The sequence below is a fragment of the Calditrichia bacterium genome (genome assembly GCA_020634975.1).
Lineage (GTDB): Bacteria > Calditrichota > Calditrichia > RBG-13-44-9 > J075 > JACKAQ01.
Genome location: JACKAQ010000001.1, coordinates 700,536 through 723,255, shown reverse-complemented (window position 1 = coordinate 723,255; position 22,720 = coordinate 700,536). Strand labels below are relative to the sequence as shown.

Here is a 22,720-nt window from a genome sequence, read left to right as displayed (position 1 = left end):
TTATCGCCAATAATCGAACCAAACAATCAGGGGTAACACCGGTGAACTTACGCCAAAATGCCGTTGCTATTTTATTGATTCTGTTCAGCTTATCGATGCAGGCGCATGACCTGCGATCACCCGAACTCATCCAGCCGTTGCGGCTGACCGCCGGGCAAACCGACACGTTGCTGATCAGCGATATCTTTTTTGCGGAAAGCTATCCGTTAAAATTTGCCGAACATCCCGACCTGAAAACCGCGTTCGACGCTGCAACGCTGCAACTGGTCATCACGCCTGCCGCAACCTTTGAGGGCATGACGATTCTCGAAGCGCAACTTGACGATTCGCTGATCGCGTTTCCGGTGATTGTGGCGCAGCAAATTACCCACACCTTCCGTTTTCGTGCGGCAGGCCAGCCGCAGCACCTGAGCGTGTTCGGTGCGTTCAACGCATGGAATCGCGACGAACTGCGCCTGCGCGACGCCAACGGCGATGGCGAATACGAGATCACCATTCCCATCGAGCCGGGGCGTTACGAATACAAATTTTTTGTCGATGGCGCAGAAGTTCTCGACCGCGCCAATCCGGACAGCATCGCCAATCCTTTCGGCAGCTACAACTCCGTGCTGACGATTCGTCCGCGCCATACCGATCAGGCGTATGTGCACATTTTGGGCAAAAGCATCGATGCCGATACGGCGACCGTTTCGCTGTATTACGAGCGGGAGAATCAGCCCGGAGCGATTGCCGCAAGCAACGTGATTGCGTTGCTGGATAATCAGCCGTTGCCGCAATCGCTCATCAAAATCAGCGGCAACAATATTGACGTTCGCATTCCCCAAACGCCGCAAACGGTGCACCAAACCCTGCGCGTTGGCGTTACCCAAAACGGACAAAATACATTATTGCAAACGATACGATTGTATCACCTGCAGCCCTACGCCAGCTACCTGCCGTTTTACTGGAACGATGCGATCATCTATTCGGTGATGGTCGATCGCTTTTTTGATGACGATAGCAGCAACAACCGCCCGGTGGAACACCCGGAACTGCTGCCGCCGGCCAATTTTATGGGCGGCGATTTGCGGGGCATCATCCAGAAAATCCGTTACGGCTATTTCGATTCGCTGGGCGTGAACACGCTGTGGATTTCGCCGGTCAACCAGAACACCACCGAAGCCCATCGGGAATATCCGCCGCCGCACCGCTACTATTCGGCGTATCACGGCTATTGGCCGGTTGAGCCGAAACAGGTAGATTCGCGTTTCGGCGATATGGCGATGTTCAAAAAACTGGTGCGAACCGCCCATCTGCACGGCATGCGCATTTTGCTGGATTTTGTGTCGAACCACACCCATCAGGATCACCCGTTTTTCCGCGACCATCGCGACTGGTTTGGCACATACGACCTGCCGGACGGGCGCAAAAATATGCGGCTGTGGGATGAATACCGGCTGACCACCTGGTTCGAGCCGTTCCTGCCCTCGTTCGATTATCTCGGTTCGGAAGCAGCGCTGGATACGATGACCGACAACGCCGTGTGGTGGTTGCAGGAAACCGGTATCGACGGATTCCGGCAGGACGCGGTGAAGCATGTGCCCAACAAGTTCTGGCGGACGCTCACCCGAAAAATAAAATCGCAGGTGCACCCGCAGCGCACCCGGTCCGTGTTCCAGATCGGCGAAACCTTTGGCGGTTACGACCTGATCAGCTCGTATGTGAACAACGGGCAGCTCGATTCGCAATTTAACTTCAACCTCTTTTACACGGCGCGACAGGTGTTTTTGACGCCGCAGGCGAACTTCCAGAATCTGGTGGACGAACTTGCCAAAACACACGCGGTTTACGGCATGAACCATACCATGGGCAACCTGATGGACAGTCACGACCAAACCCGTTATATGGCGTTTGTCGATGGCGATCTGGCGCTGGATTCGCAGGATGCCGCGGAAGTCGCGTGGACACATCCGCCGCAGGTGGACGATTCGCTGAGCTATCGCAAAGCCCGGCTCTATCTCGCGTATATGCTGACGATACCGGGAATCCCCACTATTTATTACGGCGACGAAATCGGGATGACCGGCGCGTCCGACCCGGACAATCGCCGGATGATGCGCTTTGGCAGCCAACTGGACCATCACGAAAAAGCGATGCTGGCCAATACCCGCGAACTGGTCAATTTCCGGCGACGTTCCTCGGCGCTCCGGCAGGGCGATTTTCTGCCGCTGTTCGCGGATCAGAACGTCCTCGCCTATATGCGCAGCGATGTCAGCCAGCGTATTCTTGTGCTGCTCAACAAAAGTGCCGCACCAAAAACGCAGCTGGTCCAACTTCCTGAATTTTATGGGGTTAGCGAAGCCGTTGACCTGTTCAGCCGGGAAGCTGCAACCGTTGAAAGCAGCCAACTGTCCGTTGATATTCCCGCGTATGGTTACCGGATGTTTTTGTTGCGGTAGTTTCGGCTACGCTCAACTACCGGGGAAAACAGATGGAGCCCCTTGCATACGTTCGGTAGAGCGGTAGTTTCGGCTACGCTCAACTACCGGTGTTTGTGGTTAACCTTTCCCATTCTCACCCGTCGGTTTCATCCGTAAAACATCCCCTTTTATCCCGACCGATCATGCACCGCGTTTTAACGGCTTTTTGGCGCATTTCGGGCAATGGGTGAAGTCGTCAGGACGAAACATTCAACTCATCAGGACGAGTTGAACAAGTCATCAGGACGAAATTGGCGGTTTCACCTGATGATTTTGGCGGTTTTTCGGCGCAAAACACAGAGATATTTGGGTGGTATCATGAGGATTGGAAACAGGAGCGATGGGTGCACGCGCTGTGCATCGGGGAAGATGTTCGTTCGGGGCAGGTGGGTGTAAACTGTTGGGCGCTGCTGCGCCCGGTGATGGTTTTATTATCTGCAATTATGGGGGAAACTTGAGGGGGAAATTGGGTACGTCGGCGCCGTGCCGCTGCGCCGCAGATTTCCCTTTTGAGGGGGAATAGGGTATGGCGTTGTTGTGTTTTGTGGTTTTGTGTGGGTGTGGTGGTGTTACGCAGCAAATTTCCCCCTTTTAAGGGGGATAAAGGGGGATTTTGTTGTGTGCTGGAGTGAACATACCCCCTGCCCCCCCTTCGAAGGGCAGGGCTGTTAAGTTCTATTGAATCTCGCTAATTTTTTTTATATTTAGCGAAAAAGGGTGTTTATGGATTCAACAACTGTCTCTCGCAAAACCCTGCTCGATTATCTGGCAACGGTGCCTGATTTTCGTCGCGCCGAAGGGAAACGTTATCAGTTATCAGCGTTGTTAGTAATGAGCATCATGGCAATTATGAGCCGCTGCTTTGGGTATCGTGAAATCGCTCGTTTTTTAAAAGCCAATCAATCGGCACTTGTTGAAACGTTTCAACTGAAGCGAAACAAAATGCCTTCACATGTTACGATTCGCACGGTATTAATAAACCTGGACTTTAAGTCTGTGAGCGCTGTTTTTAGCCAATGGGTCACCGATTGTCATCCAGTCAAGCCGGAAAGTTGGGTTTCTATTGATGCCAAAGCGTTGGCATCGACGATTGTCAGCTATGATAGCGCCTATCAGGATTTTGTCAGCTTTGTAAGCGCATTTGCTCAACAGGAGAATATTGTCATAGCCGTTCAGCGTTTTCAAAACAAAGAATCAAGTGAGATTGAAGTCGCCCGTGAGCTGATCAGAGTATTGACCGAAGTGCTTGGATTAACAGGAGTTACCTTTACGCTTGATGCCCTGCATTGTCAAAAAAACGTTACAGCAAATCCGCCAAAGTGGTAACCATTATCTTGTTAAAGTCAAGGGCAACCAAAAACGTTTATACAAGACGCTTCGAAAAACAGTAACAGAGCAGCGACCATCGGACACCTTTGAAGCCCAGGAAAAACACCGTGGAAGAATCGAAAATCGAACCTATCGTGTGTATCTATGCCCTGAAGATGTGGACGCTGATTGGATAGACATCAAACGCGTCATCTATTGTTACAGAAGCGGCAGGCGTCAGGGAAAAGCTTACCAAACCCACAGCTACTATATCAGTAGCCGGGAGCTAAGTGCCGCCGACTTTGCAACAGGCATTCGAGGTCACTGGTATATCGAAAATAAACTCCACTGGGTGAAAGATGTCAACTTTAATGAGGATGGCTCGTTGATCAAAACCGTTTCGGCAGCATCCAATCTCTCACTATTGAAAAACATTGCGATGAACATATACCGTATCAATGGATATCACTCAATGAAAACAGCAACAATATTTTTTACCAATAAAATTGAAATCCTCCTTGGTTTTATGAGAACTTAACAACCCTGCCCTTCGAAGGGGGGGATTAGTTACCTACGGACAATAAATTTACGAACAAACGGAAGGCACCGGGCACACCGGCGGGCAACTGCCGGAAAAAGGAAATACCGGTGTAGATGTAATGCCCTTTGCCGTAGGTGGCATACAACAGGCTGCCGGTTTTTGGGCTTTCGCCGGGGTCGTTGCTGCTGAACAGTGCGGTGTATTTGTCGTCCCATTCGTTGGGGAAGTAGAGCCCGCGCTCCTGCACCCAGCCCTCAAAATCGGCGGGGGTAATAGCATTTGGCGCGGTGAGCAACGGGTGGTTTGGCGCGAGGATTTCCATCGGCGCGTCTTCCAGCGTCACCCGGTCGCGGGAGAGTTTGAGGGGGTAGGGTCCCAAATCTTCTGTTACCAATCGGTGCGAGGTGTTGTACTGGATCACCAGCGTGCCGCCGTTGTTGACGTATGCCAGCAAACGCGGTTGATCGGCAGCCAGCCGGTCGCGGGTGTTGTAGGCCCGGACACCGGCAACGATGGCATCGAACTGCGACAGATCGGTTGTGTTCAAATCGTCATCGGAGAGCATTTTAACGGTGTAGCCGATCTGGGTCAGCGCTTCGGGAATATCATCCCCGGCGCCGGCGATGTAGCCGATCAGCTCACCTCTTTTGGCGATATCCAGCCGGACAAGCTGCAATCTGGCGGGCGGCGTCAGCGTCTGGATGGGAATGTGATCGTAATCGATACGCGACAAACTGTGCGCCGGTTGGCGATTTCCGCCGGTTTCCACAGTTGCGCTCAGCCAGCCTTCACCGGATGTTGCGGTCGGTGTAACCGTAACGGATTGACGGATTTCACTGCCATTTCCGCTGAAGTCAACCGCGATGGACGCGGGCGAAACCTGCCAGCCCTCCGGCACGCTGAGGTGTACAGTTGCTTTGGTTTCCGGGGCAACGCTCTGGAAAATCACCGGTACCTGCCGCGATTCGCCGTTGCCGAACACCTGCAATCCCGCCCCAAAATTGACGGTCACCTGCGGCAGAATTTCCATCGATCGATAGCTTTCGCCATCGGTTTCGTCATTCCATTTGTATTGTACCGGCGCTATGGCGATAACCTCCTGCCCGCCGATCTCCAGAAAAAATCGCACCGGTTGAACAGCAAATTTCTCCGGTAAACCGATGTCCAGCGGTTGGGGAATCGTGAACAGACTGCCCTGTTTTTCCGAGCGCAGCCAATAGGGATTGGACAGTTGCGCATCCGCCGGAATCGCAATGGTTTTTTCGGATGTCACCGGTTCGTTGGCGGGCAAGGGCTGGCTGCCGGAGGGCATGCCGTTTTCGAACGGATAGCTGATGCCCCGCAGGGTTACGGGATAGCCGTTTCGGTTGATCAGCGTTGTGCTGATGGCTACGCTGCTGCCCGGCGTTGCCGATGGCGATGGCACGGTGGCGCTCGCCCAGATGCCGCAAAGTTGCAGCAACAGTTCGTCCAACTCATCGCGTTTAATGGCGACATCGTGGGTTTGCGGGAGCAAGCTCATTTCCGAACGGGCTTTCAATAGCGTCGGGATAATTGCGGTCGGCTGTTGCGGCTGGAAATTCTCCAGCGCTTCGGCGAGCAATTTGCCGACCTTTTCACCGCGCGGCACCCGTTTCCAGCTCAGCTCCACCCCGTCGAACAGCGATGTTGTTGCGGGATCGCCCAGCGTGTGCTGGAAATATTCGCGGTAGCCGCCCCGTTGCGGCGATGCGCCGAAACCCTGGCATTTGTGCATGCTGCGGCTCAGCGCGGCAATTTCCGCATACGATTTGCCGAGCAGCGGATTGTATTTACCGACGTTTACACTCACGAAACCGGTCGTGTCCAGATTCATTTGCGAAATGGCGCGCGTCCACACGTCCCACAGCAGCCGCTTCGGTTGCCAGGGTTTTACCAACGCCAGTTGTTCGGGAAATTGGTTTGGATCGCCGGCGGCGGCAAAGGCTTTTTCCGCCAGCCACGCGGAGGCCAGGTGCTGTCCGTGCCCGCCGATTTCCGGTGTGAAACGGGTGATGATCACATCGGGACGAAACTTGCGGATCACCCAGACAACATTTGCCAATATCTCGTCGTTGCCCCAAAACTGCAGCGCTTCTTCGCGGGATTTGGTGTAGCCGAAATCGACCGCGCGCGAAAAGAACTGCTGTGCGCCATCGATACGCCGGGCAGCCAGCAATTCCTGGGTGCGGATCACGCCGAGCAGATCGCCGATTTCCGGCCCGATCAGGTTTTGCCCGCCATCGCCGCGCGTCAGCGACAGATAAGCGGTGCGCACCTGCGCCTCGTTGGCGAGATACGATAGCACGGCGGTATTTTCGTCATCCGGGTGCGCCGCGATGTAGAGTGCGCTGCCCATCACGGATAATTTTTTGAGCGCCTGTTGCAACTCGCCGGCGTTCCAACTGGCCGGTTTTTGGGCGAACAGGAGGCTGGTAGCCAGCAGCAAAATGGCAACTATGCGCGGGTAAATTGAATTCATGGGTTGTTCCGTTGCAGTTTTTGGGTTATCGGTTGAGTTGCGAATAACAGGATCCGGTAAGGAACAGTCGCGACCGTTCCAAAAATATGACCGCCAAAGGATGCGTTACGCTGAACCCTGAGCCTGTCAATGGGCAAGTTTCCGTTCCGGTCAGGAATCCAGTGCCGGTTGCTCGTTTTCCGGTGGTGTTTCCGGCTCGTCGCTGAGGTGCAACTGCTGTTCTTCGCGCAGCGATTGAAAATGGGACATGCTCAAGTCGGTCAGCGCAACCAGCCGGATGTCGCCGTATGCGTCGTCCTGTTTGCAGGTGATCATTTGCAGGCGCATCAAATCGAGAATGGACATAAACGTAACGATGACGTGAATTTTTGTCGGCAACGCTTTGGTAATTTCCCCAAAATGAACATATGTGCCCCCGGCAAAGCTGTCAAAGATAAACCGCACCTGGTCTTCGATGGAAATTTTCACCGGATTGACGCGGTGAACCGTTATTTTGGGCATATTGTCCAGCGCTTTTTTGAACGCGGTCAGCAGATCGAACAGGGTTGCGTCTACCACAAATTCTTCGTCCGGCGGCGTGAACTTTTTGAGTTGTCGCTGAACAGTGGACGCCCGCGAAAAGAACTGGCGGCGTTCCGACTCGATGTCGTACAGCTCTTCGGCTTTTTCTTTAAATCGTTTGTATTCAAGCAGTTGAAGGGTGAGCTTCAGGCGCGGATCTTCAGGGTCTTCTTCGCCTTCGGTGGCTTGTTGCGGCAGCAGCATGCGCGTTTTAATGAGAATCAGCGTCGCCACCATTTCGATAAATTCACCGGCGATTTCGAGATCGAGCATTTTCATCAGCTCGATGTATTCCAGATATTCTTTGGTAATTTGCGCGATGGGAATATCGTAAATATCAATTTCGTTTTTGCGAATGAGGAACAGCAACAGGTCGAACGGTCCCTCGAAAACCGGTAATTTTATTTTATACAAAACGCAGCAATCCTCCGGCTTTCCGCACCCGGTCCATCACAATATTGGCAGCTTCGCGGGCTTTCAGTGCGCCGTTGCGGAGCACTTCGGCAACGTAATCGCGGTTGTTGAGCAACTCCTCACGCCGCTCGTGATACGGTTCGAAGTATGCCCACATTTTTTCCAGCAGTTCTTTTTTGGCGTGACCGTAGCCGTATCCGCCGGCTAAAAATTTCTGGCGCATATCGGCCACTTCATCTGTTGTGGCAACCAATTTATACAGATCGATAATGATGGAATCGTCCGGATTTTTAGGATCTTCCAACGGCGTGGAATCGGTAAGAATACTCATGATCTTCTTTTTCATCTGCTTTTTGGACGCGAAAATTTCGATGATGTTATCGTAACTTTTGCTCATTTTCTGTCCGTCCAAACCGGGGACAACCGCCACATCGGGGATAATCAGATCCTCCGGCAATTTCAACGACCCTTCGCCGTAAGCGAGGTTGAATTTTTCGGCCATATCGCGGGTCATTTCGAGATGCTGCTTTTGGTCTTTGCCGACCGGCACATAATCGGAATCGTAGATGAGGATATCCGCCGCCATCAGCACGGGATAGGCAAACAGCCCGTGGTTCGGCGCAATGCCTTTGGCGATTTTATCTTTGAACGAATGGGCGCGTTCCAGCAGGCCCATCGGCGTAACGGTGGAGAGCATCCACGCGAGTTCGGTAACTTCGCGGACATCGGATTGCATGAACAGCACCGCTTTATCGGGATCAAAGCCGAGCGCCAGATAATCGATCGCGACCATCAAGCTGTTTTCTTCGAGAATTTTGTGATCGCGTATGGTGGTCATCGCGTGATAATTGGCGACAAAATAATAACAATCGTTGTTCGCCTGCAACGCGATATGCTGGCGAATTGCCCCAAAATAATTGCCGATGTGCAAAATCCCCGAAGGTTGAATACCGCTTAAAATCCGTTTGTTTTTAATATCTAACATGGGTTTCCTCTGCTAACGTGCTGCCGTTCATCTATTCGTGTTGTATTTTCGGGGAATAAGATGCAATAGAATCGCCACATTTTCAAGTCAAATCTCATATCGCGCCAACAAAAAAAGCTGCAGGTCGCCGGTTGACAAGCTGCAGCTCAAAATGATACTCTGATGTTGTCCGGACTCAATTTTCCATGAACAGGTAAGGCTTCCACGATTCATGGCGGGCACCAACCATATGTTGCAGAAAAAAGAATGGGTTCGGGCGTTTGGGCTTGGTTCGCAGGCGCATTTCCGCCTGTTCCGGGGTGCGGTTGCCTTTGCGATTGTTGCACGGCATGCAGGCGATCACCAGATTTTCCCAGGTATCTTTTCCGCCAAATTGTTTGGGAATGATGTGGTCGATAGTCATTTGCAACGTTCTGCGACCACAATATTGGCAACAGTGTTTATCGCGAATGAGCAGGTTTTTGCGGTTGAGCAAAATTTTGCGTTTCGGTGCCCGGGCAAACCGAAACAAACGGATGACATTCGGCACTGGCATTGTCGAGTTGACCGAATGCAGCACAACGGCTTCGCGTTCGATAACTTCAGCTTTGCCGAGATAAATTAAAATGATGGCCTTCTTTAATCCACAGACGCTCATAGGTTCATAATTCTGATTTAATAACAAAACACTACGGTTAAGCATCTGGTTCACCTCTTTGTTGCTAATAGAAGAAAACGCCCGCGGTTGAGAATGTCAAGCTGTTTTTTGTCCGAAACCTTGTTGTTCAATAATAAATCGATCGCTAAGTGAATATTAAATTGTAATTTATCACATTCTGGATACGCGATTGTTACAATATTGCATCGTTATTATGATGACGGAATGCATGAAAATGTTCCCGGAATTCGTGTGCATCAGTTGCTTTTGCCAAAGAAATTTCGGTTGACATCTTCAGCCGTTAACCGTAAAATGGACCGACTATCACAACCTAAAATTGCGCATCGATTGCCCAAATCGGGGGCAATTCCAAGACGTTGCAGCGGGAGAATAATGAGCAGAATTCTGATAATTGATGATATGAAAACCATCCGCGAACAGTTTGCGTACGACATCCAGCGCAAAACCGGATTCGAAGTGTTGACCGCTGCCAACGGGCAGGAAGGGCTGGAAATGCTCCACAAAAACCCGGTGAATCTGGTAATTCTGGATCTGGAAATGCCGGTAATGGATGGTTTGCAAACCCTCGAAGCGATGAAAAAAGAAGGATTGGACAACATTCCCGTTCTCGTTTACACCGGAAAAGGGAATTTCCAAACCTGCGTTCGGGCAACGCGGTTGGGTGCCTACAATTTTTTTGCGAAAGATGAGATCAGCACGGAGCAATTGATTCACCAGATCCGCATTACGCTGGAACACCGGCAATTGCTCGATCAGGATCGTGAGATGGTTAAAAACAATGATCGGGAATCCGGTTTTATCGGCGAAAGCCCGGTCATTCAGGAAATGCGCCGGCTGATTGCCCGGGTCGCCCGGGTGCCCAGCAATGTGCTCATCACCGGCGAAAGCGGCACCGGAAAAGAGCTGATCGCCCGGGAAATTCACCGGATGAGCCCGCGTTCGGTGCAGCCGTTTATCGCAGTCAACTGTGCGGCGATTCCCGAAAACCTGGTTGAAAGCGAGCTGTTCGGTTTCGAAAAAGGCGCGTTTTCCGGGGCGATGCGCACATCCAAAGGCAAATTTGAGCTGGCGGATGGCGGCACGCTGATGCTCGACGAAATCGGCGATATGCCGCTGGCAGTGCAGGCAAAGTTGCTGCGCGTATTGCAGGAAAATGAAATTACCCGGTTGGGCGGGGAACACAAAGTTATCAAAATTAACGTTCGGGTGATTGCGGCAACCCACCGCGATCTCGAATCGGAAATCGAAGAATCGCGATTCCGGCAGGATTTGTTTTACCGGATTTGCACGCATATCGTTCGGGTGCCGCCGCTGCGGGAACGGTTGGAAGATATTCAGCCGTTGACCGTGCACTTTGTTCAGCAAATTTGCCAACGGTTCGAAATGCCGGTTCCGGCAGTTCACCCCTCGACCATCGCGGCGTTGCAACAATATCACTGGCGCAAAAATAATGTTCGCGAGCTGGAAAATGTGGTGGAGCGGATGATCGTTCAATGCGATGGCGAGCAATTGTTGCCCCGGCACATTCCCAAAGAAATCCTCGCTGCAGATGTCTTTTCGGAATCGCCGGAAACCGGGCAGGCGAATGAAAAATTGTCCGGCGCGCTATCTATCGATCTCGATCCGGAAAGTGGCAAAAGTTTTCAGGAATTAAAACAGGACGCCGAACGGCAGATTGTGCAACAGCATCTCGAAGAAAATGAATGGCACATCACCAACACCGCAAAAGCGCTGGGAATTGCCAATCATTCCAACCTCATCAAAATTATGAAACGACTGGGCATCAAAAAGCCGAAAGATGAATAATCTTTTCGGTTTTTTCTGCAATTCTGTTACAAAATTATACAGACTTCCCGGTTGTGTATTTCGTTACACCTGTCGATATCGTTCTCTCCAAATCAAATAAAAACAGGTTGTTATCGGCGATAACATCGATAATCCGGTGTGTTGTGTAACACAATCCCGCAGAGATTGAAAACATTGCCAAGTATATTATTTTATTGATGTTTACGAAATATTAAAATGTTTTGGCACGGTGATTGAATAATTATTCCTCAAATTCAAGATTGGCGAGAATGTTCAATCAACTCACAGGAGAATGGCATGCGTAAGATTTTCATGATAGTGTTGGCAACCGGGGTGATGTTGGCAATTTTTTCCAGCGAATTAAAATTGCTGGCGGATGTTTATTTGGGAAAACCGCGGACACATGTGATCCAAAAAGGCGAATCGCTGAGCGAAATTGCCATCCAATATTACGGCAATGTTGAATATTGGCGCGAACTGGCGTTGGTGAATATGGCGCCGGATCCAAACTTGATCTGGGTTGGCGAAGAAATTCTCGTTCCCGACCGGGAAACCATTGTTGCGCTAAACCAGGCGAAAACCCTCAGCACCGTGAAAGATTTGGTGATCCAGCAGGAGCTGGCGTTGGAAAATAATTCACCGCGTCAACAACCGGATGCAGTCACCGAACCTGAGGAAACCCAACCGATTGCGGAAGAATTCTCGGAGCCGGTGCAAACTGTGCAACCTACGCTGCCAACCGCCAGAACAAAAACAGCCGAAAGCAGCAGCAATTGGGTGCTGTGGCTGGCAGTGTTTTTAATTGCATGTGGTGTTATCGGTTTTTGGTGGATGCGCAGCCATCGTCCAAAAGTGGTTTTGGTAAAGCCGAAAAATCCTAAAACTGCTGATCCCGAAACCGCAAGACGACGCACAGAAGCAACTGCAACTACCAACGGTAACGGCACATACCGCAGACCGGTTACGCCGCAACGCCGCGAAGTTGCAGTGCTCGATGAGAATTAAAATTTTGCGTTAAAATCACGACACACTTTTACAAATAATTGAGAAAAATTACCCTGCGAAGCGCTCAGATAAAGAGACGGCAGTTGTGTTTAACTGTCGTCTCTTTTTTGTGACCGGCAACATTTTTTATTTCCGAAAGGTTGGATTTCTTCGGGGCAGGATGTTGTAATCTATGGATAAATAGCTGGAATTGCTATATGTTATGGATGCTATTTTGGTGCCTTCTGTTGCTTTGGTTGATTGTCACTGTCATCGGTGTTTTTTCGGGTGCACTTGGTAATTTGCTGTTGGTTGCAGCCTGCGGTGTCGGATTGTTCCGGCTCATTCACGATGATGCGTAACATTTTTCCTTTTTAAATTTTACCCGCAAATTTGGAAAAATCCGGGCGGCGCTTTTCGAAAAATGCACTCAATGCTTCGCGATGTTCATCGGATTGCAACTGCTCCGCAAAAATAATGGATTCCCGGGTGATAACATCGTGCAACCGTTTCCGCTCTTCCTCCGGTGTAATCAGCCATTTGGTTGCTTTTACGGAAATTGGCGGTAGCGCTACAAGTTTGCGGCAATAGCTGAGCGCGGTTTCTTCCACTGCTTCGTTATCAACAATCCGGCTGATCAATCCCATTTCGTATGCAAAATGGACATCAAACGGTTCACCGAGCATCAGCGCAAGGTTGGCGCGAGCTTTTCCGGAAATGAGCGGCAGCAAATAGGAACTGGCAAATTCCGGCACGAGGCCGAGCGGCACAAACGGCATCTGGAAGGTCGCCGATTTTCCTGCAAAAACCAGATCGCTGTGCAACAACACCGTTGTGCCGATGCCAACCGCCAATCCTCTAACTGCCGAAACTAGTGGTTTGTCCAAGCCCACTACCAATCGCAGCAAACGCACCACCGGCAGATCGTCCAATCCGCGCGTGCCGTCGTTTACTGCGGCAAAATCTTTCAGATCGTTGCCGCTGGTAAAATCCTGGCTGTTTGTGGACAGCAAAATTACCCGGACATCGTCGTTGCTTTGTGCATGAACAAGGTTCTCGCAAAGCGATTCGTACATCGCGTTGCTCAGTGCATTTTTTTTCTCTGGGCGATTGAGCGTAAGTTTCAACACGCCGTTTTGTAATTCTGATAAAACATGGTTAGACATTTTCATATCTCCAATAAAATCAATAGTTAAGAAAAAGTGCGCCCGAAAATTACCCTGACGCACCAAAATTTTCGAAATTAATATTCGATAGTCTCACCAATTTCCATGACATAGCCCTTGTGTCCCTGTTTTTCCAGCTTTTGGATAAATTTTTGCGGGTTTACCTCAATCACTTCAAAAGTGTTGAAATGCATTGGTACATACATTTTTGCCCGTAAAAAGCCGGCAGCTATAACAGCGTCGTCGATGCCCATTGTAAAATTATCGCCGATTGGCAAAATTGCGAGATCCAGTTTGTTCAATTCGCCGATCAGCTTCATATCCAGAAAAAGCGCGGTATCACCCGCGTGATAAAGGGTTTTGCCATCCATTGTAATGAGTAAGCCGCCCGGCTGTCCCATGTAAGTGCCATCGGGTGTGGAAGATCCATGATGGGCGATAGTATATTTCAATCTGCCGAACGGGAAATGGTGGGCACCACCAATGTGCATGTGGTGAACTTTGGCGCCTTTGGTGCTGCACCAGTTTGCCAATTCAAACGGTGCAACCACAGTTGCTTCGTTGTTTTTGGCAATTTCGATGGTATCGCCAACATGATCGCCGTGTCCGTGGGTGAGTAAAACATAGTCTGTTTTAATATCGGACGGCTTTAGTTTTGCCAGCGGATTGCCACTTAAAAATGGATCGATGACAACCGTGCCCTGTTGACCCTGAATGAGAAATGCGGAATGACTGAGATAGGTGAGTTTTGGCATGATTTCCTCCTGTAAATAATGAAACATACAGTTGATCGTTTCAGAAATATACATTCAATTGCGATCAAAATCATGCCATGAAATACAAAAAGGGAAACCCCGGTTGGAGCTTCCCTCGTTGTATCAAAATTGTGTTTGTGTTCGGTTACGCTTCCGGGTAAACGCTAACTTTGCTGCGTTTTTTATCTTTGCGTTCGAATTTCACGTGTCCGTCGATGAGCGCGAACAATGTGTCATCACCGCCGCGTTTAACATTTTCGCCGGGATGAATTTTCGTTCCGCGCTGACGAATGATGATGCTGCCGGCAGTAACAAATTCACCACCGAAAGTTTTAACACCAAGTCGTTTAGATTCGCTATCGCGACCGTTCCGGGAGCTACCAACACCTTTCTTATGAGCCATGACTTACCTCCGGTCTTATCCTTCGATTGCTTCGATTTTAATTTTGGTAAAGTGCTGACGATGACCATTTTTCTTCTGGTAACCTTTGCGGCGCTTTTTCTTGAAAACGACCACTTTTTTATCGCGGCCGTGCTCCAGTACTTTGGCGTCAACTTTGGCGCCGTCAATTAACGGGCGACCAACTTTGACATCATTGCTTTGGTTTACAAAGAGCACTTTGTCGAAAGATACAGATTCGCCCACTTCGGAGCTCAGAAACGGTACCTTCACCACTTTGTCTTTTTCGACACGAAACTGTTTTCCGGCAATTTCTACGATTGCATACATTTTTAACACCTCTGACTGAATGTGGAATTCATGTTACAGCCGGGGAATATACATTACCAGTGGTGAAAGGTCAAGATGAAAAATTATTTTGCGAGAGAAGTTTTACAAAATTTTGGATGAAAATAGTAGCTTTGTGTTGGTTAAGGAAATCTGCCGGAAGTTAAGCCCTGCCAGTGCAGACAGGGCTATCGAAAAAATAATTATTGGCAATATTCCCGGGAAATTTCCTGAAGCGCTTTGGTTACATTTTGCATTTCTTGCTGCAATTGTTGAAAATCGGCTGCAACTGTTTCGAGGTTACCTTGTGCGCCAATTGCTTCCAGTTTGCGGGATGCTTCAAATGCACCTTCGGCACAAAAGTTACCCACTGCGCCTTTTAATGTGTGTGCTGCTTTTTTTAAGGCGATCGCATCTTTTTGTTGAATAGCTTTTTCTATTTCTGTAATTAAATCCGGATAATCTTCCAAAAAGAGCTCGATCAATTCGCCGAGTAATTCCACATCGTCATCTACTCTGGCAAATAATTCTTCACGATTCAATACGTTGTTTAATTCCATTGTTCCTCCTTGAAACTATACGCTTTCCATTAGCATTTCTTTCGATATTATTATCGATAATAACGGGGCATACATTACCCGCTTTCCTATAAAAATCAGTTAAGTTATAATGAATTGAGGGAGTTTTGGTTGGTGCGGTAGGGAAGGCGGGCGGTTTTAAACCAAAAATCATCGATGCATTTTACGATGTTTATTAACCCGTCAAACGTAAATGGCTTTACGATATACGAATTTACGCCCAAATGGTAAAGTTTCGAAATATCATCCTGTGAATTGGAGGTTGTCAGAACGATGACCGGAATCAGGCGCAGGTGCTCATTATTTTTTATCTCGCGGAGTGTTTCCCGGCCGTCTTTTTTTGGCATATTCAGATCCAGAATGATCATATCCGGTGGCGGGAAAGCGGATGGATCAGCATATTTTTCCCGTTGAAAAATATAATCCAGCAACTCCTCGCCATTTTCTACAAAATGAATGCTGCTGCCCAAATTGTTTGCTTCAAAAGCATCGTGAATGAGCATTTGGTCATCCGGATCATCTTCTGCTACTAAAATATGAAGCGGATGATTCATTCGGTTTCTTTTAATGTTCATTCTATTCCTCATTACCCAACATTTTGTTGAGGGAATTTTCCATTACTTTGCGCGGTTGGGAGGATGCATTGAGGTCAATTATATGATGATCCAGATACGATTGGCTTTTGAGATCGGTTATGTTGCGCAGTTTGTGAACCAACTCGCCAATTCGGTTTACCATGTTTTGGCAGTTCTGGATATGCATTTGCTCCTCCGGCTGGCTTTTCAGCAAGGTTAGCGATAGTGATAAAATTTGCAGCGGCTGAGAAAACTCGTGGCAAACCGTTCCGGCTAATTCTTGGGCTGTTTTCAGCTTTTCTGCATGACTGATGGCCTGGTTCATTTTTTGGCGTTGAACTGCGTACCGCAGCGCTCGCTCCAGGCTTTGTGCATCAATTTTACTTTTGATGAGATAATCTGCCGCACCGGATTCCATTGCCTTCAGGTCGATTGCCGAATCGCCCTGACCGGTGAGAAAAATAATCGGCGAATCGCAACCCGCATTTTTGACTTCGCACATCAAATCCAGTCCGGTGCTGTCTGGCAGGCGGTAATCTACCAGATAAACATCGTAGGTATTCGCTTTCATTTGCGATGCCGCTTCCTTCGCCGTTTCGATCCAATCCAGATGGTATCGGCGCCCTTCAATTTCGTTCAATAAATCTCTGGTGATGATGTAGTCGTCTTCGTCGTCATCAACCAATAAAACCCGCAGTGTTTCATCTGTCATCGGAATCTCCGTAGCTTTCAATTCGGCTATAATTCTGCGTTTCAGTTGTGATGGTTATCGACGAAAATCCGGCAATCTTAAGTGACAGATTCGCTGGGTTTACGCTGGCAAATCAATATGCGATGTGCCGTTATGTATTTATTTCTGTTTCGGTAAGCAAAGCTATCTTTTTGTCAGGCTCTTTTTGGGGAACAATATGCCGAACCGGCAAAACAATTTCAAAACGGCTGCCTTTTGCAGCGCTTTCGGAAATGTTGATGGTGCCACTGTGGCGATTGACAATTTTTTGGCAAATTGCCAGCCCCATTCCGGTTCCTTCGTATGTGCTCCGGCTGTGCAATCGCTGAAACGGCTTAAATACCTGTTCCCGATGACTTTGGGGAATGCCAATGCCGTTGTCCTGTATGATCAAAATACATTGTCCATCGTCGTTGTCGGGTGGTGTTTCGGTAAAAATTTCGACAATTGGCGGTGTATCCGGCTTGTGAAATTTGAGCGCATTTCCGATGAGGTTTTGGAACAACTGATGCATTTGCAGTGCGTCTGCATCAATTGTCGGCAAGGGTGCCATGCGCACTTCGCCACACGTTTGTTCAATGCGGATTTCCAGATCTCGCAGCACTTCTTTGCACACATTTTCCAAATCCACCGGTACAAATGGGCGCGCTTTGGTGGTTACCCGGGAGAGTGACAGCAGGCTGTCGATAAACGTCTCCATTCGTTTGGCAGCGTTTTCCATCCGGGAGAGATAATCCATTGCGCGATCATCCAGTTTCGATTCGCAATAATGCCGCAGACGGTCGCCAAAGGTTTGCACTTTTCGCAGCGGCTCTTTCAAATCGTGCGATGCGATGGAAGCAAATTCATCCAACTCGCGATTGGAGCGCTTCAGTTCATCCAGCGTATTGCGCAGGGTGTATTCGATGGCTTGCCGTTCAGACACCTCGATTTTTAGTGCCCAGTTGGTTTCTGCGAGTTCGGCGGTGCGCTCCAATACCCGGCGTTCCAGCACTTCGCGGGCATGTTCCAATTCGCGTTCGGCTACTTTCCGGGCGGTAATATCTACCACGCTGATCAATATTTTTTGCCACGATTTTTGGCTGCCCGGCGCAATTGCAGCCCGAAAACTGACGTAAATTGCGTTGCCATCCGGGAGCGTGGTATCAAATTCGGCAACAAATGGCGATTGGCTTTTCCAAAACGCCTTTAATTGGCTGAGCAACATTTTCCGGGAATCTTCGCTGTTGAACAACGTGTTTTCTGGTGTTAGCTCGCTGGGAAAGTTTGCGCCATACATTTGCAGGGCTACTTTGTTGGCGTTTTCGATGTGCAGCAGTTGCAGCCATTCTGTTATCGCCTGCGGATATTTTGCCAAAAAAGCTTCCGGTGCAAAGGGTTGGTAGTTTTCAAAAATCCCCAATAAATGTTTGCGCAGCTTGCCGTAATGCACTTCAAACAATGCAGATGGCACATTTTCGAACAATGACCGATAACGTTCATCCGATGCAACCAAAGCCGCGGTGCGTTTGATAAAATGCAACCCCAATTTCTGGTTGAGTCGCTGAAATTCTTTCTCATCATTTTTGTCGAGAAACGATGTGTTTCCCGTATTGTTTTTTTGATTAATCCGGTAGCTTTGCAATCGTGCGGAAAATGCACTCATTTCCTGAATAATAAATAGTGCGGCGTTTTCGCCGGCTGGCTGAATGGCAACCGGCGTCACGGAAATTTCCTTTTCGCCGAATGCGGATTGCGAATAAAATCCCGGTTTTTCCGGTTGCGGAGCCATGCAGGATGACAGCACCACAACGGATGATCCATTCTCAAATACCGGCGTCAGCTGTTGCTCGCACCAGTCATCTGTAAATGCGGGAAAGAACTCGGAAATATGGCGACCTTGTATTTCATTTGTCGATATGTTTGTCCATTCCGCAATTCGCTGATTCCAGAAATGCACAACCCGTTGTTTATCCAAAACAAACGCCCCAAACGACAGCGCGTTGAGCAATGCCGCTTCGCCAATATCCAGTTGTTGAATCTGCTTTTCCAAAACACTCACCTACTGTTTGATTCAGATGATAGCTCATGTTGACTGTCCCGGTCAGCCTGTTTTACCGGCAGCGTAACAATAATTTCCGTGCCTTTTCCCGGCTCGCTTCTGGCGCGAATATAGCCGCCGTGGCGTTCCACAATTTTTTGGCAAATTGCCAGCCCCACACCCGTTCCCGGATATCGGGAGTGGCTGTTCAATCGCTGAAAAAGCATGAAAATTTTTCCGATATATTTTTCATCAAAACCAATGCCGTTATCGCGAATGGAAAGCTCGACGAGACCATTGTTTTGGGATTGTCCATTGTTTTCGTGCTGACTGTCTGGCAACCATCTGCCGCTGATGTTAAGTTTTAAGGCGTTGTTATTTTTGAACTTGATAGAGTTTTGAATAATGTTGTGCAGCAATTGCTGAATTTGCTGTGAATCAGCCTCGATGTTGCGAATGCCGGAAAAATGCAACTCAGTTTGCGCCGGAGAAATATGTTTTTCGAAATCGCTGAGAACCTCCATCGTCACCTTGTTGAGATCCACCGTGCTAAATGGTTGGGCGTTAGTGGTGATCCGGGAGAATGTGAGCCAGTCGTTGATCAACTGCTGCATACGCTCTGCCGCGCTTTGTATGCGATTCAGATAATCGCGGGATTGTTCGTCACCGGCAACCTGCTGCTCAATGCGATCGCTGAATGCACGAATTTTCCGCAACGGTTCCTGAAGATCGTGCGATGCGACGTTGGCAAATTCTTTTAATTCCTGGTTGGTACGTGCGAGCTGTGCCGTATACGATCGCAGCCGTTGTTCCGATTTTTTCCGGGCTGTAATATCGTGAATGATGGCAGTGTAAAGCAATCGATCATTCAGTTGAACTTCGCTGAGCGCCATAGACAGCGGAAACAAATCGCCGTTTTTGCGCCTGCCGTGCAGCTCCCGGCGGCGATTGTGCTGGTTGAGCGTTTCGCGGATAAAATTATTGAAATCCGAATGATTTCCGGAATCATTCAAAACGGGAATCAGTTTTGAGAAATTTTCCTGAATCATTTCCGCAACCGGGAAATTGAACATCTTCAGTGCGGCCTGGTTGATCGTTTCAATTTTGCCGTATTCATCGATGGTAATAATGCCGTCTGCCGCTGTGTTAAACAACGCCTGCAACCGGCTTTCGCTTTCTTGCAATTTTTTTTCGGCGTTTCTGCGCAGTTTGATTTCCAGTGCCAGCTCTCTGTTGTTTTGCTCCAACTGGCGTTTGCGTTCCAGCAATTTATCCCGCGAATGGCGGAGTTCGCGGAGCATCCGTGCTTCTTCTTTCTGAGCGGCTACCAGTCGCATCGCACGGTATCGCGCGGTTTGAACGAATCTGGCCATTATGGTGAGGGTTACCGTAAACAATCCGGTGATCACCAAAAAAATGCCCGAAAGCACCGGACGCGACACATGAATGAGCATCAACCAGATAAACAAACCGGTTACAGCTGCCGTCATTCCCGCAACGTTTGGCTTCCAGCGCGGAATAAAACCGGGACGCTGGCGACCGTATTCCCGGGTGTAAATCATCAGCGCGTTGCCGGTTAACAGCAAAATCAAATGTCTGGTGAAAATTTCCCAAACAGAAGCAAGATCGGGCAGGGTAATTTCGCTGGAAATGATGAGCAGGCTGCAACTGGTGATGCCGCAAATCCATACGCTGGTGTTTCCCAACAAATTCACGGAATTTACCAGCCGTTTGGAAAGTAGGATTGCAATATTGGCTGTTCCAACGCCGCTTAACACAATTGCAAATGTCAAAAATTCGCTGTGTTTTTCCGGCCAGCTTTGCGTCAGCAGCGCAAACAATCCTACCGCAACAGTTCCGGTTAGTGTAGCGATGGCTATCCGGTTAGCAACCGGCTGCCGGTGTTCGCCCCACAGCAATAAACCGGCACCGTTCATCATTAATAAAATATCGATGTATAAAAAAATGCTACTGTTGTTTACCGCCGGAATTAACTCCGGTTGTTGAAGAACAGTATAGCCGGTAATTATCATTCCCGCAAGCGTGCCCAAAACGCACAACATGCGAAAAACATATTTCCAGAAATCTGAAAGTATCAAAAGCTAATCCCTCAGCAATTAATAATTTATGCAGTGAATTGAATTTCAAATCCTGCGACATATAATTGAAAAATTAAGGTAAAATTTTACACAACTCTTCAAACGATAGCGGTTTACTGAAATGATATCCCTGCATCTCATCGCAATGCATGGATTGGAGATAAGAGAACTGCTGCTGGTTTTCCACGCCTTCGGCGATAACAGCGAGATCCAGATTGTGTGCCAGATTAATAATTGCGGCAGTAATGGAGGTGTCATTGCGATCTTCCGGAACACCGTCGATAAAGCTGCGATCGATTTTGAGGATATCCGCCGGCAGTTTTTTCAGATAACTCAACGAAGAATAGCCTGTTCCGAAATCATCCACCGAAATCTGGACACCCAGATTTTTGAAATGTTTGAGAATCTGGATGGTGTATTCCACATCCTGCATTGCGCTGGATTCGGTAATTTCCAGTGCCAGAAATTCCGGATTCAGCCCGGACGAATCCAATGCATCGTGGATAATTTCGCGAATATCGCGTTGTCGGAATTGTTTGGTCGAAAGATTGATTGCCACCCGAACCGGTGTGTAGCCGTTGTCCTGCAACACTTTGTTTTGATGACACGCTTTGTTGATAATCCATTCGCCGAGCGGATCGATCAACCCGGTTTCCTCGGCAATCGGAATAAAGCGAACCGGCGAAATAAAGCCCATTTCGGGATGCTGCCAGCGCACCAGCGCTTCCAGCGATGTGATCGAATTTTGTTCAAAATTTAACACAGGCTGGTAATGCAGGCTGAGTTCTGTTTGGGCATCTTCCGCGAGCAGCCGACGCAGCTCATTTTCCAGCCGCATTTTTTCCTGCGCCTGTGCTTCCATCGATAAATTGTATAGTTGGTAACTGTTATTGCGATCGCTTTTGGCGCGATACATTGCGATATCCGCATTTTTGACGAGCGATTCCACATCGCTGCCGTCAAACGGATACAGGCTAACGCCCATGCTGGCTGTCATGTAAAACCGGTGTTTGCTGATTTCGTACGGCTGGGACAGCGTTTTCAGAATTTTTTCGCAAACGACCAGCGCATCCTGTTCACGGGTGAGGTTATCGATGATCAGCATAAATTCATCGCCGCTGATGCGTGCGACAGTATCGCTTTCGCGCACAGATTCCCGCAGCCGGCCAGCGGCGGTTTTTAGCAAATTATCGCCGGCGGCGTGTCCCAACGTATCATTTGTTTTTTTGAACCCGTCGAGATCAAGGCTTAGCAGCCCAACCAAATGTTGCCCGCGACGGGCACGGCTGAGCGATTGGTGCAGCCGGTCCAGCAGCAATTTGCGATTCGGCAAACCGGTCAGCGCATCGTGATATGCCAGATATTGTTCCAGTTGCCGGGCTTTTTCCAATTGGTGCAACATCCGCTGCCGCTCGATGGCGTAACGGATCGCCCGTGCCAGCGTTGTGGTTTCGATGCTTCCTTTCACCAGATAATCCTGCACGCCTTCACGAACGGTTTTCATGGCAATTTCTTCGTTATCCAACCCTGTAAGCACGATGATGGGAATTTCCGGCGCGTTGGTTCGCAAAGGATAAATGACATCTGTGCCATAGGCATCCGGCAACGTGAGATCCACCATTATCAGATCAAAAACGGATTCCTGCAGCCGCTCAAGTGCATCGGCCAAACAACATTCGTGATCAATTTCGAAGCGGATGTGTTGCAGTTCTGCAAGTTTTTCCTGCAACTGGCGAACCGGCGTATCGTCATCGTCAACCAGCAAAAGACGAATTATTTCTATCGATTTTTCCTGTTCGGGATGTTGCGTTTCCACCAAAGAACCTCCGCTGTATGCTGTTAAATTCCCTTATA

At 49.1% G+C, this 22,720-nt stretch carries 20 protein-coding genes; 6 read left to right on the top strand and 14 right to left on the bottom strand.

Annotated elements, in window-relative coordinates; all coding sequences use genetic code 11:
• The first annotated feature begins 41 nt into the window (after positions 1–41).
• From H6629_02810 to H6629_02795, 4 genes are all read left to right on the top strand, one after another.
• Positions 42–2,438, top strand: coding sequence for an alpha-glucosidase C-terminal domain-containing protein (locus H6629_02810; protein MCB9066729.1), 2,397 nt, complete (start codon positions 42–44; stop codon positions 2,436–2,438).
• A gap of 272 nt (positions 2,439–2,710) precedes the next feature.
• The gene (locus H6629_02805) at positions 2,711–2,917 is read left to right on the top strand and encodes a hypothetical protein (GenBank protein ID MCB9066728.1); all 207 of its coding nucleotides are present in this window, start codon (positions 2,711–2,713) and stop codon (positions 2,915–2,917) included.
• Positions 2,918–3,182: 265 nt separating this feature from the next.
• Entirely contained in the window at positions 3,183–3,785 is a 603-nt protein-coding gene (locus H6629_02800; GenBank protein ID MCB9066727.1) for an ISAs1 family transposase, read from the top strand.
• Entirely contained in the window at positions 3,736–4,305 is a 570-nt protein-coding gene (locus H6629_02795; GenBank protein ID MCB9066726.1) for an ISAs1 family transposase, read from the top strand. The genes H6629_02800 and H6629_02795 overlap by 50 nt, the downstream gene beginning before the upstream one ends.
• 25 nt (positions 4,306–4,330) lie before the next feature.
• Here the strand turns inward: H6629_02795 and H6629_02790 are convergent, their stop codons facing one another.
• From H6629_02790 to H6629_02775, 4 genes are all read right to left on the bottom strand, one after another.
• Positions 4,331–6,808 (bottom strand): PIG-L family deacetylase, encoded by a 2,478-nt coding sequence (locus tag H6629_02790; GenBank protein ID MCB9066725.1) that lies wholly within the window; start codon positions 6,806–6,808, stop codon positions 4,331–4,333.
• Positions 6,809–6,958: 150 nt separating this feature from the next.
• Positions 6,959–7,783 (bottom strand): segregation/condensation protein A, encoded by an 825-nt coding sequence (locus tag H6629_02785; GenBank protein MCB9066724.1) that lies wholly within the window; start codon positions 7,781–7,783, stop codon positions 6,959–6,961.
• A complete protein-coding gene (gene trpS, locus H6629_02780; GenBank protein MCB9066723.1) occupies positions 7,776–8,768 on the bottom strand; it encodes a tryptophan--tRNA ligase in 993 nt (330 codons plus the stop codon). The genes H6629_02785 and trpS overlap by 8 nt, the downstream gene beginning before the upstream one ends.
• Before the next feature lie 175 nt (positions 8,769–8,943).
• Complete coding sequence (locus tag H6629_02775; GenBank protein MCB9066722.1) at positions 8,944–9,450, bottom strand: HNH endonuclease; 507 nt, start codon at positions 9,448–9,450, stop codon at positions 8,944–8,946.
• A gap of 348 nt (positions 9,451–9,798) precedes the next feature.
• Here H6629_02775 and H6629_02770 point away from each other — a divergent pair, with 348 nt between their 5' ends.
• Together H6629_02770 and H6629_02765 are read left to right on the top strand one after the other, a co-directional pair.
• Positions 9,799–11,232, top strand: coding sequence for a sigma-54-dependent Fis family transcriptional regulator (locus H6629_02770; GenBank protein MCB9066721.1), 1,434 nt, complete (start codon positions 9,799–9,801; stop codon positions 11,230–11,232).
• A 297-nt stretch (positions 11,233–11,529) separates the two neighbouring features.
• Positions 11,530–12,237 carry a LysM peptidoglycan-binding domain-containing protein gene (locus tag H6629_02765; GenBank protein ID MCB9066720.1) on the top strand — a complete coding sequence of 236 codons (708 nt, stop codon included), beginning with the start codon at positions 11,530–11,532 and terminating at the stop codon, positions 12,235–12,237.
• Positions 12,238–12,590: 353 nt separating this feature from the next.
• On the opposite strand, the gene H6629_02760 is transcribed toward H6629_02765, so the two are convergent.
• The 10 genes from H6629_02760 to H6629_02715 all read right to left on the bottom strand — a co-directional run bounded on the left by H6629_02760 (position 12,591) and on the right by H6629_02715 (position 22,682).
• Positions 12,591–13,382 carry an enoyl-CoA hydratase gene (locus H6629_02760; GenBank protein MCB9066719.1) on the bottom strand — a complete coding sequence of 264 codons (792 nt, stop codon included), beginning with the start codon at positions 13,380–13,382 and terminating at the stop codon, positions 12,591–12,593.
• 77 nt (positions 13,383–13,459) lie between these two features.
• Positions 13,460–14,137 (bottom strand): metal-dependent hydrolase, encoded by a 678-nt coding sequence (locus H6629_02755; GenBank protein ID MCB9066718.1) that lies wholly within the window; start codon positions 14,135–14,137, stop codon positions 13,460–13,462.
• A 145-nt stretch (positions 14,138–14,282) separates the two neighbouring features.
• Positions 14,283–14,540: a 50S ribosomal protein L27 gene (rpmA, locus tag H6629_02750; protein ID MCB9066717.1), complete on the bottom strand. Its 258-nt coding sequence runs from the start codon at positions 14,538–14,540 to the stop codon at positions 14,283–14,285.
• Between the two features lie 15 nt (positions 14,541–14,555).
• Entirely contained in the window at positions 14,556–14,867 is a 312-nt protein-coding gene (gene rplU, locus H6629_02745; GenBank protein ID MCB9066716.1) for a 50S ribosomal protein L21, read from the bottom strand.
• Positions 14,868–15,067: 200 nt separating this feature from the next.
• A complete protein-coding gene (locus H6629_02740) occupies positions 15,068–15,424 on the bottom strand; it encodes an Hpt domain-containing protein (GenBank protein MCB9066715.1) in 357 nt (118 codons plus the stop codon).
• A gap of 104 nt (positions 15,425–15,528) precedes the next feature.
• The gene (locus tag H6629_02735) at positions 15,529–16,017 is read right to left on the bottom strand and encodes a response regulator (GenBank protein MCB9066714.1); all 489 of its coding nucleotides are present in this window, start codon (positions 16,015–16,017) and stop codon (positions 15,529–15,531) included.
• 1 nt (position 16,018) lies between these two features.
• The gene (locus H6629_02730) at positions 16,019–16,729 is read right to left on the bottom strand and encodes a response regulator (GenBank protein ID MCB9066713.1); all 711 of its coding nucleotides are present in this window, start codon (positions 16,727–16,729) and stop codon (positions 16,019–16,021) included.
• Positions 16,730–16,859: 130 nt separating this feature from the next.
• A complete protein-coding gene (locus tag H6629_02725) occupies positions 16,860–18,779 on the bottom strand; it encodes a PAS domain-containing protein (GenBank protein MCB9066712.1) in 1,920 nt (639 codons plus the stop codon).
• A gap of 5 nt (positions 18,780–18,784) precedes the next feature.
• On the bottom strand, positions 18,785–20,866 hold the full coding sequence (locus H6629_02720; GenBank protein MCB9066711.1) for a PAS domain S-box protein: 2,082 nt from the start codon (positions 20,864–20,866) through the stop codon (positions 18,785–18,787).
• A 73-nt stretch (positions 20,867–20,939) separates the two neighbouring features.
• Positions 20,940–22,682: an EAL domain-containing protein gene (locus H6629_02715; GenBank protein ID MCB9066710.1), complete on the bottom strand. Its 1,743-nt coding sequence runs from the start codon at positions 22,680–22,682 to the stop codon at positions 20,940–20,942.
• Positions 22,683–22,720: the final 38 nt, after the last annotated feature.

Excerpts from the sequence above, each read along its gene's own strand:
- trpS (MCB9066723.1), bottom strand. The coding sequence starts at position 8,768 with ATGTTAGATATTAAAAACAAACGGATTTTAAGCGGTATTCAACCTTCG.
- H6629_02740 (MCB9066715.1), bottom strand. The coding sequence starts at position 15,424 with ATGGAATTAAACAACGTATTGAATCGTGAAGAATTATTTGCCAGAGTA.
- H6629_02775 (MCB9066722.1), bottom strand. The coding sequence starts at position 9,450 with ATGCTTAACCGTAGTGTTTTGTTATTAAATCAGAATTATGAACCTATG.
- H6629_02760 (MCB9066719.1), bottom strand. The coding sequence starts at position 13,382 with ATGTCTAACCATGTTTTATCAGAATTACAAAACGGCGTGTTGAAACTT.
- H6629_02730 (MCB9066713.1), bottom strand. The coding sequence starts at position 16,729 with ATGACAGATGAAACACTGCGGGTTTTATTGGTTGATGACGACGAAGAC.
- H6629_02795 (MCB9066726.1), top strand. The coding sequence starts at position 3,736 with ATGCCCTGCATTGTCAAAAAAACGTTACAGCAAATCCGCCAAAGTGGT.
- H6629_02765 (MCB9066720.1), top strand. The coding sequence starts at position 11,530 with ATGCGTAAGATTTTCATGATAGTGTTGGCAACCGGGGTGATGTTGGCA.
- H6629_02790 (MCB9066725.1), bottom strand. The coding sequence starts at position 6,808 with ATGAATTCAATTTACCCGCGCATAGTTGCCATTTTGCTGCTGGCTACC.
- rpmA (MCB9066717.1), bottom strand. The coding sequence starts at position 14,540 with ATGGCTCATAAGAAAGGTGTTGGTAGCTCCCGGAACGGTCGCGATAGC.
- H6629_02800 (MCB9066727.1), top strand. The coding sequence starts at position 3,183 with ATGGATTCAACAACTGTCTCTCGCAAAACCCTGCTCGATTATCTGGCA.
- rplU (MCB9066716.1), bottom strand. The coding sequence starts at position 14,867 with ATGTATGCAATCGTAGAAATTGCCGGAAAACAGTTTCGTGTCGAAAAA.
- H6629_02735 (MCB9066714.1), bottom strand. The coding sequence starts at position 16,017 with ATGAACATTAAAAGAAACCGAATGAATCATCCGCTTCATATTTTAGTA.
- H6629_02755 (MCB9066718.1), bottom strand. The coding sequence starts at position 14,137 with ATGCCAAAACTCACCTATCTCAGTCATTCCGCATTTCTCATTCAGGGT.
- H6629_02770 (MCB9066721.1), top strand. The coding sequence starts at position 9,799 with ATGAGCAGAATTCTGATAATTGATGATATGAAAACCATCCGCGAACAG.